This is a genomic window from Lentilactobacillus kefiri, from assembly GCF_009739535.1.
Classification (GTDB): Bacteria; Bacillota; Bacilli; order Lactobacillales; family Lactobacillaceae; genus Lentilactobacillus; species Lentilactobacillus kefiri.
Map to the genome: position 1 here is coordinate 690,998 of NZ_CP029971.1, position 15,711 is coordinate 706,708.

13 protein-coding genes and 1 pseudogene are annotated in these 15,711 nt (G+C 41.8%); 7 read left to right on the forward strand and 7 right to left on the reverse strand.

Annotation, left to right across the window (positions count from 1 at the left end):
* Window positions 1-3 precede the first annotated feature (3 nt).
* Window positions 4-1,104, forward strand: coding sequence for a VanZ family protein (locus tag DNL43_RS03570; protein WP_054769219.1), 1,101 nt, complete (start codon window positions 4-6; stop codon window positions 1,102-1,104).
* Between the two features lie 81 nt (window positions 1,105-1,185).
* Here the strand turns inward: DNL43_RS03570 and ppx are convergent, their stop codons facing one another.
* From ppx to DNL43_RS03585, 3 genes are read right to left on the reverse strand one after another with little or no spacing between them, the layout of a single operon-like run.
* On the reverse strand, window positions 1,186-2,145 hold the full coding sequence (ppx, locus tag DNL43_RS03575; protein WP_054769220.1) for an exopolyphosphatase: 960 nt from the start codon (window positions 2,143-2,145) through the stop codon (window positions 1,186-1,188).
* The gene (locus DNL43_RS03580) at window positions 2,145-4,322 is read right to left on the reverse strand and encodes an RNA degradosome polyphosphate kinase (protein WP_056981819.1); all 2,178 of its coding nucleotides are present in this window, start codon (window positions 4,320-4,322) and stop codon (window positions 2,145-2,147) included. Before DNL43_RS03580 ends, ppx begins: the two co-directional genes overlap by 1 nt.
* On the reverse strand, window positions 4,319-5,863 hold the full coding sequence (locus DNL43_RS03585; protein ID WP_056981817.1) for a Ppx/GppA phosphatase family protein: 1,545 nt from the start codon (window positions 5,861-5,863) through the stop codon (window positions 4,319-4,321). The genes DNL43_RS03580 and DNL43_RS03585 overlap by 4 nt, the downstream gene beginning before the upstream one ends.
* A 210-nt stretch (window positions 5,864-6,073) precedes the next feature.
* Between DNL43_RS03585 and DNL43_RS03590 the strand changes: the two genes are divergently transcribed.
* Together DNL43_RS03590 and DNL43_RS03595 are read left to right on the forward strand one after the other, a co-directional pair.
* Entirely contained in the window at window positions 6,074-6,943 is an 870-nt protein-coding gene (locus DNL43_RS03590; RefSeq protein WP_054769221.1) for an aldo/keto reductase, read from the forward strand.
* A gap of 191 nt (window positions 6,944-7,134) precedes the next feature.
* A complete protein-coding gene (locus DNL43_RS03595) occupies window positions 7,135-8,121 on the forward strand; it encodes an ADP-ribosyltransferase (protein WP_056981815.1) in 987 nt (328 codons plus the stop codon).
* Window positions 8,122-8,281: 160 nt separating this feature from the next.
* On the opposite strand, the gene DNL43_RS03600 is transcribed toward DNL43_RS03595, so the two are convergent.
* The gene (locus DNL43_RS03600) at window positions 8,282-9,211 is read right to left on the reverse strand and encodes an IS30-like element ISLpl1 family transposase (RefSeq protein WP_003561810.1); all 930 of its coding nucleotides are present in this window, start codon (window positions 9,209-9,211) and stop codon (window positions 8,282-8,284) included.
* Window positions 9,212-9,312: 101 nt separating this feature from the next.
* Here DNL43_RS03600 and DNL43_RS03605 point away from each other — a divergent pair, with 101 nt between their 5' ends.
* Both DNL43_RS03605 and rpmG read left to right on the forward strand, forming a co-directional pair.
* Window positions 9,313-11,136, forward strand: a complete 1,824-nt coding sequence (locus DNL43_RS03605) for a heavy metal translocating P-type ATPase (protein WP_095345007.1) — start codon at window positions 9,313-9,315, stop codon at window positions 11,134-11,136.
* 79 nt (window positions 11,137-11,215) lie between these two features.
* Complete coding sequence (rpmG, locus tag DNL43_RS03610) at window positions 11,216-11,365, forward strand: 50S ribosomal protein L33 (protein WP_054769682.1); 150 nt, start codon at window positions 11,216-11,218, stop codon at window positions 11,363-11,365.
* An 87-nt stretch (window positions 11,366-11,452) separates the two neighbouring features.
* On the opposite strand, the gene aguA is transcribed toward rpmG, so the two are convergent.
* From aguA to menB, 3 genes and pseudogenes are all read right to left on the reverse strand, one after another.
* Complete coding sequence (gene aguA / locus DNL43_RS03615; RefSeq protein WP_056981811.1) at window positions 11,453-12,550, reverse strand: agmatine deiminase; 1,098 nt, start codon at window positions 12,548-12,550, stop codon at window positions 11,453-11,455.
* 157 nt (window positions 12,551-12,707) lie between these two features.
* Window positions 12,708-14,128 (reverse strand): annotated as a pseudogene (locus tag DNL43_RS03620) (o-succinylbenzoate--CoA ligase).
* Window positions 14,129-14,142: 14 nt separating this feature from the next.
* Window positions 14,143-14,964, reverse strand: a complete 822-nt coding sequence (gene menB, locus DNL43_RS03625; RefSeq protein WP_056981810.1) for a 1,4-dihydroxy-2-naphthoyl-CoA synthase — start codon at window positions 14,962-14,964, stop codon at window positions 14,143-14,145.
* Between the two features lie 36 nt (window positions 14,965-15,000).
* On the opposite strand from menB, the gene DNL43_RS03630 reads away from it, so the two are divergent.
* Window positions 15,001-15,366, forward strand: a complete 366-nt coding sequence (locus tag DNL43_RS03630) for a PaaI family thioesterase (protein ID WP_082619723.1) — start codon at window positions 15,001-15,003, stop codon at window positions 15,364-15,366.
* 245 nt (window positions 15,367-15,611) lie between these two features.
* Window positions 15,612-15,677, forward strand: coding sequence for a type I toxin-antitoxin system Fst family toxin (locus tag DNL43_RS12355; protein WP_225364699.1), 66 nt, complete (start codon window positions 15,612-15,614; stop codon window positions 15,675-15,677).
* The last annotated feature ends 34 nt before the right edge of the window (window positions 15,678-15,711 follow it).

Genomic DNA, 15,711 nt, shown 5'->3' on the forward strand with positions numbered 1-15,711 from the left:
TTTATGTCATCATATATTAACGTTATTTATACTGCTGCAATTCTTTTTCCAATATTAGCCATTTTTATTACCTTACCCATGTTACTGATTAATTATCACAAATATGGTGCCTTACCAAAGTGGAGTATCTTCATGCTTTATACATTTGTTTTCTACATGATGTGTGCCTACTTTTTAACGATTTTACCACTGCCTTCTCAGTCGTATGTGGCTCACTTGACGACACCAACACATAATTTTGTTCCATTTACATTTGTTAGAGAATTCATGAAATACAATCCGTTCTCTTTAACGCATCCCGGAACTTGGGTTGCGGCCTTAAAGGCACCCACGGTCATTCAACCGGTCTTTAATATTTTTCTGACGGTTCCATTCGGTTTTTATCTGCATTACTATTTCCAACGTTCATGGAAGCAGACCATTCTGCTGAGTTTTTGCCTCTCACTGTTCTTTGAAGTTACTCAAATAACTGGTCTTTATGGCATCTACCCACGGCCATACCGTTTATTCGATGTCGATGATCTGCTGTTAAACACGACTGGTGGGATTATCGGAGCCTGGGGTGCCCAGCTGCTTGGCCGCTTTTTACCTACCAAACAAGCCGTTACAGCGCGAACCATGGCCCTCAGCAAGAATGTTTCACCGATTAGGAGAACGGCCGCCCTGCTGGTTGACTGGATCATTATTGGTATCATCAGTGGCATTTTGGATACGGTTATCAAAGTTGACTGGATAAGCACCCTGATTTGTTTCGTCATCTTTATTCTAGGATTTGAATTCCTCACTCAACGAACAATCGGAATGCGGCTGGTTGGCCTCAAGATTGTCAACCTTCAGGGACAAAAAGCCGGTTGGTTCAGGCTATTAATTCGGAATTTCTTTGGTTACGGCATCATCGGCGGTTTGTTTGCCACCGTGATCCGACTCTTGAACATGACAGGTACCGCACCCACTCCTCAATTAACTGACATTATGCATTGGCTTTTGATCATGTCATTTCTGCTCCTTCTCGTTTTCGTTGATTTACTCATCGACTGGTTCTCTAAGAAGCATTTGTTATTCTTTGAAAGACTGAGTGGCACCGATACTAAAACAACTAAATAATTGCTAACCAAAAAGGACTTCCAACAAAATGCAGATTTTGCTGGAAGTCCTTTTTAAATGTCGTTTTGAACAAGTCCGAACTCAACTTTGTTGTTTCTCTTGTTCTTTAATATTTTCCTGAATAATTTCATGAAGTCTTTCAGATAGAATTCCTTCACGCAAACCACTCTTTGAAAACATAATCCGGTCCGAATCCAAGTAGTTCATCAACAAAATAACGGGAATTAAGCCGCCAACAATAATGTCGGCCCGTTCTTTATTGATGCCGGGAACCTTTTTGCGTTCCACAAGATTCATTCCAATGATCTTTTCAAAGGTTTGATTAATGGAATCATCCCTAAGCTGATAGCCGTGAATATCGTTGGTATCCAACAGGTTATTAAAGCGCCGATTAATTTTGGCAAGTGTGCGGTTGCTTCCGCCCAACCCAATAATTGGCAGGTTCAAGCCGTTACGCAGCCACCAAACACTTTGAAAAATCTTATTTACAAAGATCATTGCTTTGAAAACCTCTGCTGGTGAAATCTCATCAGCTAAGTCGAACTTAGAAGATAAAGTAACAGAACCGATTGGGATACTAATCAAATTGCTGACTTTACCATTTTGAACCAGGACAATCTCCGCGCTGGCACCACCGGTATCAAGAATCACCGCGTTGGTAGCAGGTAAAGTTTCACTGACACCGACATAATCCAAATAAGCTTCGCGAGTTCCGGAAATGACATTCAAACTAATGCCAATATCGTTTTTGACCCGCTTCAAAAATTGTTTCTGGTTAGTCGCCTGTCGAACAGCCGCAGTTGCAACTGCAACAATTTTCAAGTGATTAAGTTTCGAATAGATCGCTTTGAAACCTTTCAAAGCGGAGATTGTTCTCTCGATTGCTTCTGGTTGAAGAATTTTTTTGACACCCATATTCTCAGACAAACGAACGTATTCCTTTTCTTCGGTAACCGTCTCATAAGAGCCATCGTTACTGATTCGATTGATTGTCATTCGAACTGAGTTGGATCCCAAATCAATTACTGCTAGATTTTCCATTAGTCCTTGTCTCTCCCATCTTCATCGTTTAACGGATCAGGTTGATTCTGCGGACTCATCATTGGTTGAAAATGCGTATCGCTCTTTGGACGGGCTTCGCGTTGTTGAGCCTTTGATAATTTAGTTGCTTGAGCTGCAAAGTATTCCTGGCAGTCCAATGGTTCACGGCCTCTTCGGTCGACTCGTTTGTAAACACCATCTTTATCCAATGTTCTGGTCTTAACATTATCATTCCACATTGTTGTGTAGATGTCTACCACTCTCTTTGCCAAATCAGGCTGGAGAACTGGGAACAACTGCTCAACTCGTCGGTTCAAGTTCCGGGTCATTAAGTCGGCACTGGACAGATAAACTGACTGTTCACCATCATAATTAAACATGTAAATTCGGCTGTGTTCGAGGAAACGGCCAACGATTGAATGAACCGTGATGTTTTCACTGACATCTTTGATACCGGTTCTTAAGCAGCAAATTCCACGAACAATCAGATCAATTTTAACGCCGGCATGAGATGCTTCATACAATTTGGAAATCATTTCTTGGTCTGACAGTGAGTTCATCTTCATTTGAACATGAGCTGGCCGGCCGTCTTTGGCGTATTTAATTGCTTCATCAAGTCGATCAGTGATAAACTCACGGATTCCATTTGGTGAAATGTGAAGTTGATGGAAGTATGGTGGCCGTGAATATCCTGAAAGCATATTAAAGATATTTGTGACATCAATACCGATATCTGTGTTGCAGGTTAATAATGCCAAATCAGTGTAGAAGTGGGCGGTAACATCGTTATAGTTACCAGTTCCCATGTGAACATAACGGCGAATCCCATTTTCTTCACGACGAACAACTAACGACAGCTTGGAGTGGGTCTTCAGACCAACCAGGCCATAAATTACATGACAACCCATCTTTTCAAGTTGACGGGCCCAGTGAACGTTATTTTCCTCGTCAAACCGAGCTTTAACTTCAACTAATACAGTAACCTGCTTACCATTTTGAGCGGCTCGTCCCAAGTACTTGATGATTGGTGAATCACCGGAAACCCGGTACAAGGTCATCTTAATGGCAAGAACTTCACTGTCAATTGATGCCTGACGGATAAATTCAACAACTGAATCAAATTTATCGTATGGGTGCTGCATCAACCAGTCATGTTTTTGAATAGCTTCAAAAATATTATGATCTGAATTCAAAGCAGCAGGTTGATAAGGTTCGTATGGTTGATATTTCAAGTCGTCATGGTTAACAACCTTGCTGGCCAACTTGGTCATGAAGGTCAGATCCAGAGGACCGTTGACTTCATAGACAGAATCTTCAGCGGTCTGGAGCTCTTTAACCAAACGCTTGCGAAGCTTGTTACTGATGGTTGAGTCGACTTCCAGTCGAATGACCTGGCCGTGTTCACGGAGCTTAAGTTGTTGTTGCACTTTCTTAAGCAGATCGGAAGTATCTTCTTCAGCAACATCCAAATCCATATCACGGATAACCCGGAAGACTGAGACTTCTTTAATTTTATAGTTGATAAACAGCTGATCAACAAATTCCTTGATAATATCTTCAATCAAAATAAAGTCGTTTTCACCGCCAGGCAGCTTAACCACCCGTGAGAAAATACTTGGAACTTGAAGGGTGGCATACAATGTCTTGCCGCCTTCATCATCTTTTTTATTTAATCGAAGTGATAAATTAAGTGAATCGTTGTTAATGAACGGAAATGGTCGTGAACTGTCGTCCGCCATTGGTGTCAAAACAGGATAAAGTTCATCATGGAAGTACCCTTTGATGAACTGATACTGTTCCGCATTGAGGTCTTCTATCTTGAGCAGTCGGATACCAACTTGGCTCAGTGCCGGGAGCAATGAACGGTTCAAAGTGCTGTATTGACGAATCAGCATCTTATGCGCCTTGGCGTTTACATCCCGCAATTGTTCCTCAGGTGTTCGTCCGGATGAATCCCGGCCATCCCACTTAACTTCGACCAGTTTTGCCAGTGAAGCCACTCGGACCATGACCCATTCATCAAGGTTGCTTTGAGTAATTCCCAAGAACTTTGCCCGTTCAAGCAACGGATTATTCTTGTCACGTGCTTCTTCCAAAACACGTTCGTTAAAATCTAGCCAACTGAGTTCCCGGTTATCAAAGTATGCCGGGTTTTTAAAATCAATTTGTTCTGTCATTTCGCTTTAACTCCCCTTTGTTTGAGAACCGCGTTATAGCCATATGCTTCCGTGAAGAAATGACTTTTGGTATTAAAAATCCAATTTTCATAAGCCAAGTTTGCATTGCTGAAGACGGTAATAACAACTTTGGTTTCTTTAATTGAAACTGAAATCTTCTTAATCTTTTGCTGACGATCGTCGTCCAAAGCATCAGCCAAACGCAGAATTGCGGCTAACTTGGCAATCAAACGTCGGCTATCAGCTGAAATATGCTGGAAGTGAATCAAATCTTCGTTAGGCGTCGTTGAGCTGTGATACCGGGCAATTGCGGCAATAACCCGAATGTCATCCTTTGACAAACCAATAATTTCTGAATGAAGAATGATGTATTCCGAATGCAGATAATGTTCATGGATCCCAATATAATTACCGGAATCATGCAAAATTGAAGCAATTTCCAAAAGGAGTCGTTCATGACGTCCCAATTGGTGAAGCGGCTTCAATTGATCGAATAGATGCAGGCAAAATTTGGTGACCAAATCCCGGTGGACCGGCTCAACATCATAATGTTCCGACAAGTTAAGTGCCAGTCGAACAATTTCAGATGTGAAATCAAGCTTTGAATAACCACGTTCAAGTGCTTCCTGATTAACAAGCCCATCAACCACACCAGAATCTGAAAAGCCGATTTCAACGGCATTGGTTAATCGTAAAATTCTTCGTGTAAGTAAAAGCTCTGGAAGAACCAATGGAATATAGTCCGGTTCGACTTGCAATCTTTCAATCAGGTATTGGTCTGAAGCATCCACTAAATCATCAACCATATCATCGAAGCGGGCAGCAGTAATTGTTTCGCCAACTTCTGAATGATTGTAGTTTTCAACCAGCCGCTGCATCGGTAACGACCCAAGTAAAATAATCTTTGTTGGGACCTTGTTGGATACCACACTGGCAGGATTACCAATATAAAAATCATTCAACTTGGAATCGATATAATCATTTAACAGTCCAATTGAATTTGGCGCGGTTTCCCGCAAACTTTGAAGATCTTCGGCAATCTTAATTGGTCCTAAGGCAAAACTGGTTGACCCGATAAATTTACCATCGTTGAACTCGGTAATTGCCGTATTCCCAGAAGTAATTCCCACCAAAAAGACAGTTTGCTTATCATCCACACCATCTTTGCGCAGCTCGGTAGTAATATTTTGATTGCGATAAAATGTTTCTTCACTGCTTGAAAGCCACTCAATATTAAGACCAGTATGTAGAAATAGTTGGTCCGCAATAAAGTCTGAATTAATGGCCTGGTGTAAGGCACTGCTTCCAAATAATTTGTAATTATCAACACCATAATCATTTAAGATCTGGACAAAACCGGTCAAGGCTTCGGATACTTTGTTCACTGATTCATACTTAACCGGTTGGTCTTGATAGACATCATCGCCCAAATTGATATCTTTTTTGACGTGCTCTAAAGGCTTTAAGTTCTTTAGATTCACGATCAACAGTTCCAATCCTTGAACGTTGACCATCATAACGCCATAATATTTTGCTGCCATTTCTTCACCTTCTGTATGAATTCTCATTATAAATTTTCAATAATACTTCATTCTAACAATGTAAGTATACAATATTCTTTGCCGGAATTTTTACAGTTCGTATCATTAATTTGCATACTTATATTTCTAAACAGTTTGATTGACATCAATTCCTTCACGATTGAAAATATAAACGTACCAAATTTTATTCACCAGAAAGAAGTGGAATTGATGACTGAACTTAATGCAGCAAATTCTGGAACTTATAAATTTGATGATCAGTTTATTGTGAATCGATTAGGTTACGGCACAATGCAACTGACTGGCAAAGGTACCTGGGGTCCATACCCAGATCCTGCAAAGGCAGCAGATGTCGTTACCCGAGCAACCCAACTTGGAATCAATTTCTTTGATACGGCTGATTCATATGGCCCATGGTTTGCGGACCGTTATTTGGCAGAAGGCTTGAAGGGCGCCGCCAACCGTGACAAGATTTTTATCTCTGATAAAGTTGGTCAGACCCGCCAAGGCCCAAATGTCTGGACACCACATGGTGAACCCAACTATCTCCGTCAGCAAGTCGAGGTTTCAATGATGACTTTAGGGCTTGACCACGAAGACTTGGTCTTTCTTCACCGAATTGACAGCCACTTCCCAGTTGCCGACCAAGTTGGTGAACTAAAGAAGATGCAGGACGAAGGAAAAATCAAGCACATTGGTTTGAGCCAAGTAACTGTTGACCAAATTAAGGAAGCTCAGAAATACGCCAAAATTGACGCTGTAGAGAACTTATACAATGTAGGTAACCACGGTGACGATGATGTCGTTGACTACGCTGAGAGCCAACATATGGCCTTTGTACCATGGTTCCCACTGGACACTGGTAAATTAGTCGGCGCAAACAGTCCACTTAGTGCAATTGCCAAGAAATACAATGTTTCCGAAGCTCAAATTGCATTGGCATGGTTGTTGAAGCGTTCACCAAACATTCTGCCAATTCCAGGAACCAGTTCAATTGCTCATTTGGAAGACAACGTGGCTGCTGCAAACGTCAAATTAAGCGATGACGACTTTGAAGCATTAACCAACCTTTCCAAATAATAACGAATATAAAATTTAAAAACTGGATTATTTCGGCAATGCCGGGTAATGATCCGGTTTTTTTGTGACCTTTTATTCTGCCCTGCATACTGAATTGATCATTACCAATTTGCAATCAATTTATGTCATGACTTGAAATACATTCTGATCAGTGTAGAATGATGCATATTATTTGGAGGGGATGAGCACCGATGCTATCAATTAAAAGGTCAGCGCTATTAGCAGCTGCAATTCTTGGACTGTCAATTCAGCTCCCGGTAAGTGCCGACTCTGTCGAAACGGAGATTCAAGGCAATACATCTACCAAGGTTTCGAAATCTTATCGGGTAAAGTTTAAAACCATTGGCCATCAACAACTGGTCACCAAAAGGACAGCCAAACTTTATCGCTTTTCGTCCGGCAAAATCAGCCGGCATAAGCCACTCACTGTTTCGAAGAACACTGCCCTAACCGTTCAAAACAAGGTTTATTCCAAGAAGGGCAGTGTCGTCAAGGTTCCCGGTAACACTCAGCAGTATCTGCTGGCTAAGCCAAAAAGTTACGTTTATAATGCTGCAGGTTTTAAAAACAACAAACAAACCGCCAAGCGTCTGGCCGCTGCATCCAAGAAATGGTCAAAGGGATTGACCAAGTCTCAAGTTAAAGCGATCCGTTATTATACCGACAAAGGCTACAGCAAAATCAACTCTGCTTTGAGATTTCCTGATCAGGCAGCTTCCAACAAAGTAGATGGTAGTATTTCTAAGATTAATTCCGCCATCGCAACTTTTAATTTATCAAAACCACTGACCGTTTATCGGGGCACTTCATTGACCGGTTTACAGAAATCCTTGGGAAGCAAATCGGTTAAAGTCGGTGACTCTTATCGGGATGCTGCCTATTCTTCCTGTACCCTTAGTCAAATGATCGCTTTGGGATTCTCGTCTCAACACGTTGTCTTAAAGATCAACTTACCCGCTGGACATCACGGCGCCTATATCGATCCAATTTCAACCAATGTGGGCGAAAAGGAATACCTGCTTAAAAGCGGCTCAAAGTTGATTGTGACCAATTACCAAAAGGCCCAATCAACGGTTCACACTGTCATTACCGTTAAGAAACACGGTCATTCAGCAAAACATCAAATCAGCAACGTTCGGACCAATTACACAATGGTCACGTTGAATTTAAAACAATAAACAAAAAGGATTTTTGAAGGTAGATTTCAAAAATCCTTTTTTGATTAATCCCTTATGTACCAATGGATGTAGCTGTTATTCGCTTTTACAGTTTAGAACTGTTATAATCTAGATAGAATAGATTTCTGATTGGAGGCGTACTATATGGTAGATTGCAAATTTAATCCGAATTTTTGGACAAATTTGTCAGCATAACCTGATACGGTGTTTGCCAGTCGAGTATTTTAAGCGGTCGCTGGTTAATTTGGAGTAACGTCGTCGTTAAATCTTGAGCACTAATGTGCTCAAAACGAGTCCCTTTAGGATAAAAATAACGTAAATTCCGATTAAAGCGTTCATTACTACCACGTTCAGCTGGCGTATAAGCATGGCAGTAATAGGTCTTAATACCATATTGTGATTCAAGTGATACTAGCCCACTAAACTCAGTGCCACGGTCCACAGTAAAGCTGTGCACCGGACCATTAAAAGTGGTTAGGAACTTAGTTAGGGCTTCATTAACAGTCGCTGTCGTCCGATCTTTTAACCGGTATGCCCAAAGGAACCGTGATTTGCGATCGATTAAAGTTAATAAAACTGCCTTACTATGCCCACGAGGACCAACGACTGTATCTAGTTCAAAATCGCCGATGCGATTACGTTGATTAATCATCATGGGACGCTGTTCAATTGATCGCCCCAAAGATTGATTATATTTGGATCGTTGGTCAACGTTACGCCGTTGGCGTACGCCATGTTCAGGTAGATCATTCAAGGAGAAACCAATTCTCCCCTGATTTAGCCAATTATAAATAGATTTAGTAGCTAGTTTAAATTCGTGAGCAATCATTCCTGGTGACCAGCTTAGACGTAAATGGTTGAGAATTTTTTGCTTTAACTCATCGCTCAGCTTAGTTTTCCGACCACATCGTGATCGCTTGTATTCGGCATCTGTTTGTGCTAATTCAGCCTGATAAGGTTGACATCGAGATAATTCATAAGAAATTGTTGACGGTGATCGGTTCAGCCGAACGCCCATTTGGATATTGGACAGCCCTAGTTCACAAAAGGTTTCGATTTTAATTCGTTCGGAATAGGTTATACTAGACAAAAGATCAGCTCCTAAAAGATGGGTTTGTGGTAAACACCATTTTAAAGGAAGCTGATCTTTTTTGTCCGAACAGCGTTCGGATTAATTTTACAATCTACCATATGAACAAACTTACCAATAACATGAGATTGATTGGCGTCTTAGCGGTTGCCGCAATTGCCCTAATACTACAATTCGTCTTTGGACTACCACTTTATTCTCAGATTATCATCTCATCAGTCGGATCATTAATTGCCCTGCTGATGTTCATTGACATGGTCAAAACGCTCAAATCAGGAAAATTTGGGGTCGACCTGTTGGCAATTACCGCGGTAATTGCAACGATCGCAGTTGGTGAATATTGGGCAGCGTTGATTGTCCTATTGATGTTAACCGGTGGTGATGCACTTGAAGATTATGCGGCTAATAAAGCCAACTCTGAATTGCAGTCACTGCTTGAAAACTCACCACAATCTGCCCATCTGTTAAAAGATGATTCAATTATAGATGTTAAGATTGACCAGGTCAAAGTCGGCGACCGGGTTGTCGTTAAGCCTGGTGAAGTTATCCCAGTTGATGGAACCATCACCGAAGGAACCACAACCGTTGACGAATCTTCACTGACTGGTGAATCCCGGCCCATTGATAAAGTAACCGGTGGGACAGTCATGTCCGGATCGATTAACGGTGATTCTTCATTTGATATGATTGCTGACAAGACGGCCAATGAATCCCAGTACCAAAATATCATTCGCTTAGTTAAGCAGGCTGAAAGTACGCCGGCCCACTTTGTTCGAATGGCTGATAAATACGCCGTTCCATTTACTTTAATGGCGTATGTGATTGCCGGGATTGCATGGTACCTTGCCGGAGATCCGGTCCGATTTGCCGAAGTACTGGTTGTCGCATCACCCTGCCCACTCATTTTAGCAGCACCGATTGCACTGGTATCAGGGATGAGCCGAGCCAGCCGAAACGGTATTATCGTTAAAAGCGGAACAATTATTGAAAAGTTATCAAATGCTAAAACTTTTGCGTTTGATAAAACCGGAACCATTACCAAAGGCCATTTAACTGTCAGCAAGATTTACGCAGCTGAAGGCTATACAAGAGAACAGGTTTTATCATTGGCTGCAGGTGCTGAGCAACAATCAAGTCACATTCTGGCCCGTTCGTTGGTTTCACCAATTCCCGACAGAATTCCAACCGCAACCAACGTGGTTGAAACGACAGCTGAAGGAGTCCAGGCAACCATCAATGGCCAGACAGTCAAAGTTGGGAAGGCGGCGTTTGTGTCACCCGACCCAATTAAGACAATCGATCAAACCACCGTTTATGTTTCTGTCAACGACAAATATGTTGGCTATGTGGCATTCTCTGATCAGGTACGGCCAGAAGCTAAATCAGTTATGGACAGCCTGCATGAACAAGGCGCCACTCAGATCATGATGATTTCAGGCGACCAATTACCGATTGCATCGGAAATTGCCGATCGTGTCGGAATTGATAAAGTTTATGCCGAAAGATTACCAGAAGAAAAAATTGAAGTTCTCAAGGAAGTTGAAAAGAAGCACCGCCCTGTTGTCATGGTTGGTGATGGTGTAAATGATGCGCCATCTCTTGCAACCGCTGATGTCGGAATTGCAATGGGGGCTCACGGAGCGACAGCTGCCAGTGAATCTGCAGACGCGGTTGTCTTAAAAGATGATCTTGGCTTGGTCAGCAAAGCCGTTCAAATTTCAGATGATACCATGCGGGTTGCAAAAGAATCTGTTCTGATCGGAATTGCAATTTGTACAATTCTGATGCTGATTGCCAGCTTCGGAATTATTCCGGCAATCTTTGGTGCAATGCTCCAAGAAGTCGTCGATACCGTCACTATTTTATGGGCTTTGAGAGCTCGTGGTGGCGACAAAAAAGAAGCCGATTTGGTCCCAGCTCAGTAATTTCGATTTGACAAATTTACAGATTGCTATATATTTAGAAAGGTAAAGTGTACCATTTTTTGAACTAGGAGGGAAAATAATGAGAATTCACGTTATTATGCACAATAAGGAAACCGGCGAAGAATACTTAACTTCTAAGAACCGTCGGAACAACCCAGATCGCTTAAAGTTAATGAAGTATTCACCAAAGCTGCGTAAGCGAGTTTTGTTTGAAGAAAAAAAGAACTAGAGCATAAAAATAAGCCTAAGCAATTGATGTTAATCAGTTGCCTGGGCTTTTTATTTTGACTTGTTTGATTTTTCGTATCCCATGAATTTATTTGCTTGCCGGAACCTGCTGGGTGATGCAATGGATGTTTCCACCGCCAAGAATAATTTCTCGAGCGAAGACACCGACAATCTTTCGGTCAGGGTAAAGTCTTTGCAGCGTCTTCTCAGCTCTGGCATCGTTTGGATCACCAAAGGTTGGAAAAACAATGCCGCCGTTTGCGGTGTAGTAATTGACGTAGCTGGCTGCCAGCCGATCGCCTTCCTGACGAGGCAAAGTGCCATCAACTGCATCAACGCCTTCACTTTCTTCTTTGGTAATTGTCACTGGCTTGGGAACATACAGCTTTTCAACTTGAATTTTCCGCCCGCGGGCATCGGTGGAATGACGTAAGATGTCATCATTTTCTTTCGATATTTCATATTGTGGGTCATCTTTATCATCAGTCCATGCCAAGACAACTACCCCGGGTTTTACAAAGTTAGCAATGTTGTCAACGTGACCATTGGTTTCGTCCAAATAGATTCCCCGTTTAAGCCAAATAACCTTTTCGACGTTTAGATATTTCTTCAAGACATCTTCAATCTGTCCTTTTGATAATTGCGGATTGCGGCCCTTGGACAGCAGACACTCCTCAGTTGTGATCAATGTCCCCTCGCCATCAACATGAATGGCGCCGCCTTCCAGCACGAAGTCATCCAACCGATAACGATCGGTACGCTCCAACTCGATGACTTTTTGGGCAACGCGATCATCTTTATCCCACGGAAAGTATAGCCCGTCGACCAAGCCGCCCCATGCATTAAATGTCCAATCAACGCCACGAAGTTGACCGTCATCATTCACAACAAAAGTTGGCCCAGAATCCCGAATCCATGAATCGTTACTGGAAATTTCAATAACCTCAACATCATCCGGCAACATATGGCGTGCGTTGATATATTGTTCATCAGAAACGCCAACGGTAACGTGTTCAAATTGTGAAATTGCCTTTGCGACATTAGCGAAGGTATGCTGAGCCGGCTTTGCGCCATTGCGCCAATTGTCCGGACGCTCCGGCCAGAGCATATAGACACCCTGATGGCGGGCAAACTCAGCTGGCATTCTGTATCCATCGGCTTTTGGTGTTGAGTGTAAAGTACGCATTGAATTTTCCTCCTACATCGAGTCATTCATCATGAATGGTATTTTGGTTAGCTAGTAGCCTAAGTATACATGAACTGCAGAATTATCAATACCAGAATAAACCGAGGTTAATCTAAAAAATCCCTCTATTGGAAGTTTTCCAATAGAGGGATTAATATTACTGTTTCAAAAGCTTTTTGAGTTTAAATCGTTGGATCTTGCCGCCAGCATTCATAGGCATTTTAGAAATCTGAATAAACTGACGTGGAACTTTATAATGTGCAAGCTTTTGACGGCCATAATCAATTAAATTCTGTTTAGAAATCGGATGTTTACTGACAACAAACGCCACCGGGGACTGACCCCATTCCGGATCATCCACACCAACAACGGCTATTTCATCAACTTCTTTTCTTGCAAGATAGACCGACTCGATTTCATCTGGGAAAATATTCTCACCGCGAAAATAATCATATCGTCGATACGACCATCGACATACAGAAAGCCGTCATTATCAAGATGGCCAATGTCGCCGGTCTTATACCAACCGTCTGACGTTTTCTTGCTTTCCAAAGCATTCGAGCGATTCAAATAACCTTTTGTCAGCGCCGGTGTCTTGATCAGAATTTCCTGATTTTCACCCAACTTCAGCTGTGTTAAGAATAATGGTTTACCCACGGACCCAATTCTCCGCTCTGCATCTTCGTAATTTAAAGCAACAATTTGCGAACATGTTTCAGTCATCCCATATGATTGAACAACTGGAATTCGATACTTTTGGCAGAGCTTTAGCGTTTGGTGATCAATTGGACCACCACCAAGAAGCATACATCTAAAATTCGAGTTATATGGTACATCGTGTTGAGCACGCAAAGTCAGCAACTTTTTTAGCATGTATGGAACGACAGAAACGGTGGATATCGGCTCTGTTGTCAAAATTTGATCGATATTTTCCGGCTGGAAGTGTGAGACTAATCTGATCGTCATTCCATAAATTAATCCTCGCATCATAATTGAAAATCCACTGATATGAAAAATTGGTACCGCACATAGCCATTCATCCTCAGCACTCAATCCCAAATTCAAGGATGAAGAAACTGCCGAAGCAAAATGGTTTCCAAAGGTCTGCATCACACCTTTCGGTCGCCCTGTCGTTCCAGAAGTATACATAATACTAGCAACATCTTCGTCATGAAATTCACTTACCAATTGATAATTTGCAGCCGGAACTCTCATTAAGGAACTGAATTTCATGAACCCCTTCTGAAAGCTGTCTCGCCACAGTTTATCTTCGACCAGACACATACTCGGATTGCTATCCTTTAACTGACGTGTAATTTCCTCGTCACTTAATCGCCAATTAATCCAGACAATTGACCGGTTAGATCCCAGAATAGCCAATGCCAACAGATATCCTGATAACGAATTACTGGTCATAATGGCAACTCGCTGACCTTCTAAAACATCTGCTGTCTTTAATTGTCCTGATAACTTGATAACCTCTTGTTTCAGTTTTGCAAAGGTCAATTGAGTTTTGCCATCATCCACAGCAATTCTGTTTGGTACTAAATACGCTTGTTTTAAAATCCAATTATCCAACTGTTTCAACCTCTTTATGGAAATTTGGGAAACTGATTAAAGTCAGGCTTACGTTTTTCATTGAATGCATCCCGACCTTCTTTACCTTCATCAGTGGTATAAAACAACATGGTTGCATCCCCACCAAGCTGTTGCAGCCCTGCCAAGCCATCTGTATCAGCATTCATGGCCGCCTTAATAAATCGTAAAGCAGTTGGTGATTTTTGGAGAATCTCATTACACCAATCAAGAGTAGCCGATTCAACCTCAGCTAAAGGAACCACTTTATTAATCCAATTCATCTGAAATGCTTCTTCAGCAGAATAGAAATGATTCAGGAACCAAACTTCTTTTGCCCGCTTGTGGCCAATCACTCGTGCAAGATAACCAGAGCCATATCCAGCGTCAAAACTACCAACTTTAGGCCCGGTCTGTCCAAATTGGGCATTATCGGCAGCAATTGTTAAATCACAAACCAGTTGTAAAATATTGCCACCGCCCACTGACCAACCTTTAACCATTGCAATGACAGGCTTTGGAATAATTCTGATTAAATGTTGCAAGTCCAACACATTTAAGCGGGCAATATGGTCAGGTCCGACATAGCCGCCATTTCCACGAACGCCTTGATCACCGCCGGATGAAAAGGCCTTATCACCGGCGCCGGTTAGAATAATAACGCCAATTGTGCTATCATCACGACAGATATTGAATGCGTCAATCATCTCTTGAATGGTAACGGGAGTGAAAGCATTCATCTTTTTAGGTCGATTCATAGTGATTTTTGCAATTTTGTCTGCTCTTTCAAAAACAATTTCTTTGTATTCTTTAACGGGTTGCCAATCAACTGAAGTCATATGTCTCTATCCTTTCAAAATTGGAGTGTTGAAAATTTGAATAACTTACTCGATTTACTGGGGATTCAAACCGTCTCTGGCAGCAAAACTAACGTCATTATATCACTAGCAGTAACCGATCTTATTAAGCAGCCGTATGGCTTGGTTCATGGAGGAATCAACTCAGTGCTTGCCGAGACGGCCGCTTCAATTGGGGCGAACGAAAATTTGGATGCCAATAATCATGCGGTCGGAATTAATATTTCAACTCAACATTTACATCCAGTCTCCAGTGGAACGCTGATTGCCAATGCCGTTCCTTTACAGATTGGCCAACGAATTCAAACATGGCAGGTAAAAGTCACCAATGATAGTAAGCTTACGAGCACCAGCGTTGTGACACTTGCTAACAATAATCATTGATGAGAAGTTTTTAGTGCTTATCAGCATAGTGAAAATATAAAAAGTGAACCTTGATTAGGCTCACTTTTTTATATTTGATATTGGTCTACGTTACACACCATAGCTCGTTTGGAATACTACAACTCATTGTTCTCCTACTAAAAAGTCATTATACAAGCGAATATATCTCCGGTATCATTAAAGGGCTGACCTGTTTGTTTGAAACTAGGAGAGGTGGTGGTTATTTGTCTTCATTGTTGACACAGATGGTAGTTGCAATTTTAGCAGGAATAGTGGTAGCACTGTTCAGCAACTGGCTGAACAATCGCTAGCAATGCAACCAAAATATGTAAAAAGGGAACCCGC

What these genes read in the sequence shown, in the direction of transcription:
- DNL43_RS03570 (WP_054769219.1), top strand. Translation starts at nt 4, where the DNA reads ATGTCATCATATATTAACGTTATTTATACTGCTGCAATTCTTTTTCCA.
- ppx (WP_054769220.1), bottom strand. Translation starts at nt 2,145, where the DNA reads ATGGAAAATCTAGCAGTAATTGATTTGGGATCCAACTCAGTTCGAATG.
- DNL43_RS03580 (WP_056981819.1), bottom strand. Translation starts at nt 4,322, where the DNA reads ATGACAGAACAAATTGATTTTAAAAACCCGGCATACTTTGATAACCGG.
- DNL43_RS03585 (WP_056981817.1), bottom strand. Translation starts at nt 5,863, where the DNA reads ATGGCAGCAAAATATTATGGCGTTATGATGGTCAACGTTCAAGGATTG.
- DNL43_RS03590 (WP_054769221.1), top strand. Translation starts at nt 6,074, where the DNA reads ATGACTGAACTTAATGCAGCAAATTCTGGAACTTATAAATTTGATGAT.
- DNL43_RS03595 (WP_056981815.1), top strand. Translation starts at nt 7,135, where the DNA reads ATGCTATCAATTAAAAGGTCAGCGCTATTAGCAGCTGCAATTCTTGGA.
- DNL43_RS03605 (WP_095345007.1), top strand. Translation starts at nt 9,313, where the DNA reads ATGAACAAACTTACCAATAACATGAGATTGATTGGCGTCTTAGCGGTT.
- rpmG (WP_054769682.1), top strand. Translation starts at nt 11,216, where the DNA reads ATGAGAATTCACGTTATTATGCACAATAAGGAAACCGGCGAAGAATAC.
- aguA (WP_056981811.1), bottom strand. Translation starts at nt 12,550, where the DNA reads ATGCGTACTTTACACTCAACACCAAAAGCCGATGGATACAGAATGCCA.
- menB (WP_056981810.1), bottom strand. Translation starts at nt 14,964, where the DNA reads ATGACTTCAGTTGATTGGCAACCCGTTAAAGAATACAAAGAAATTGTT.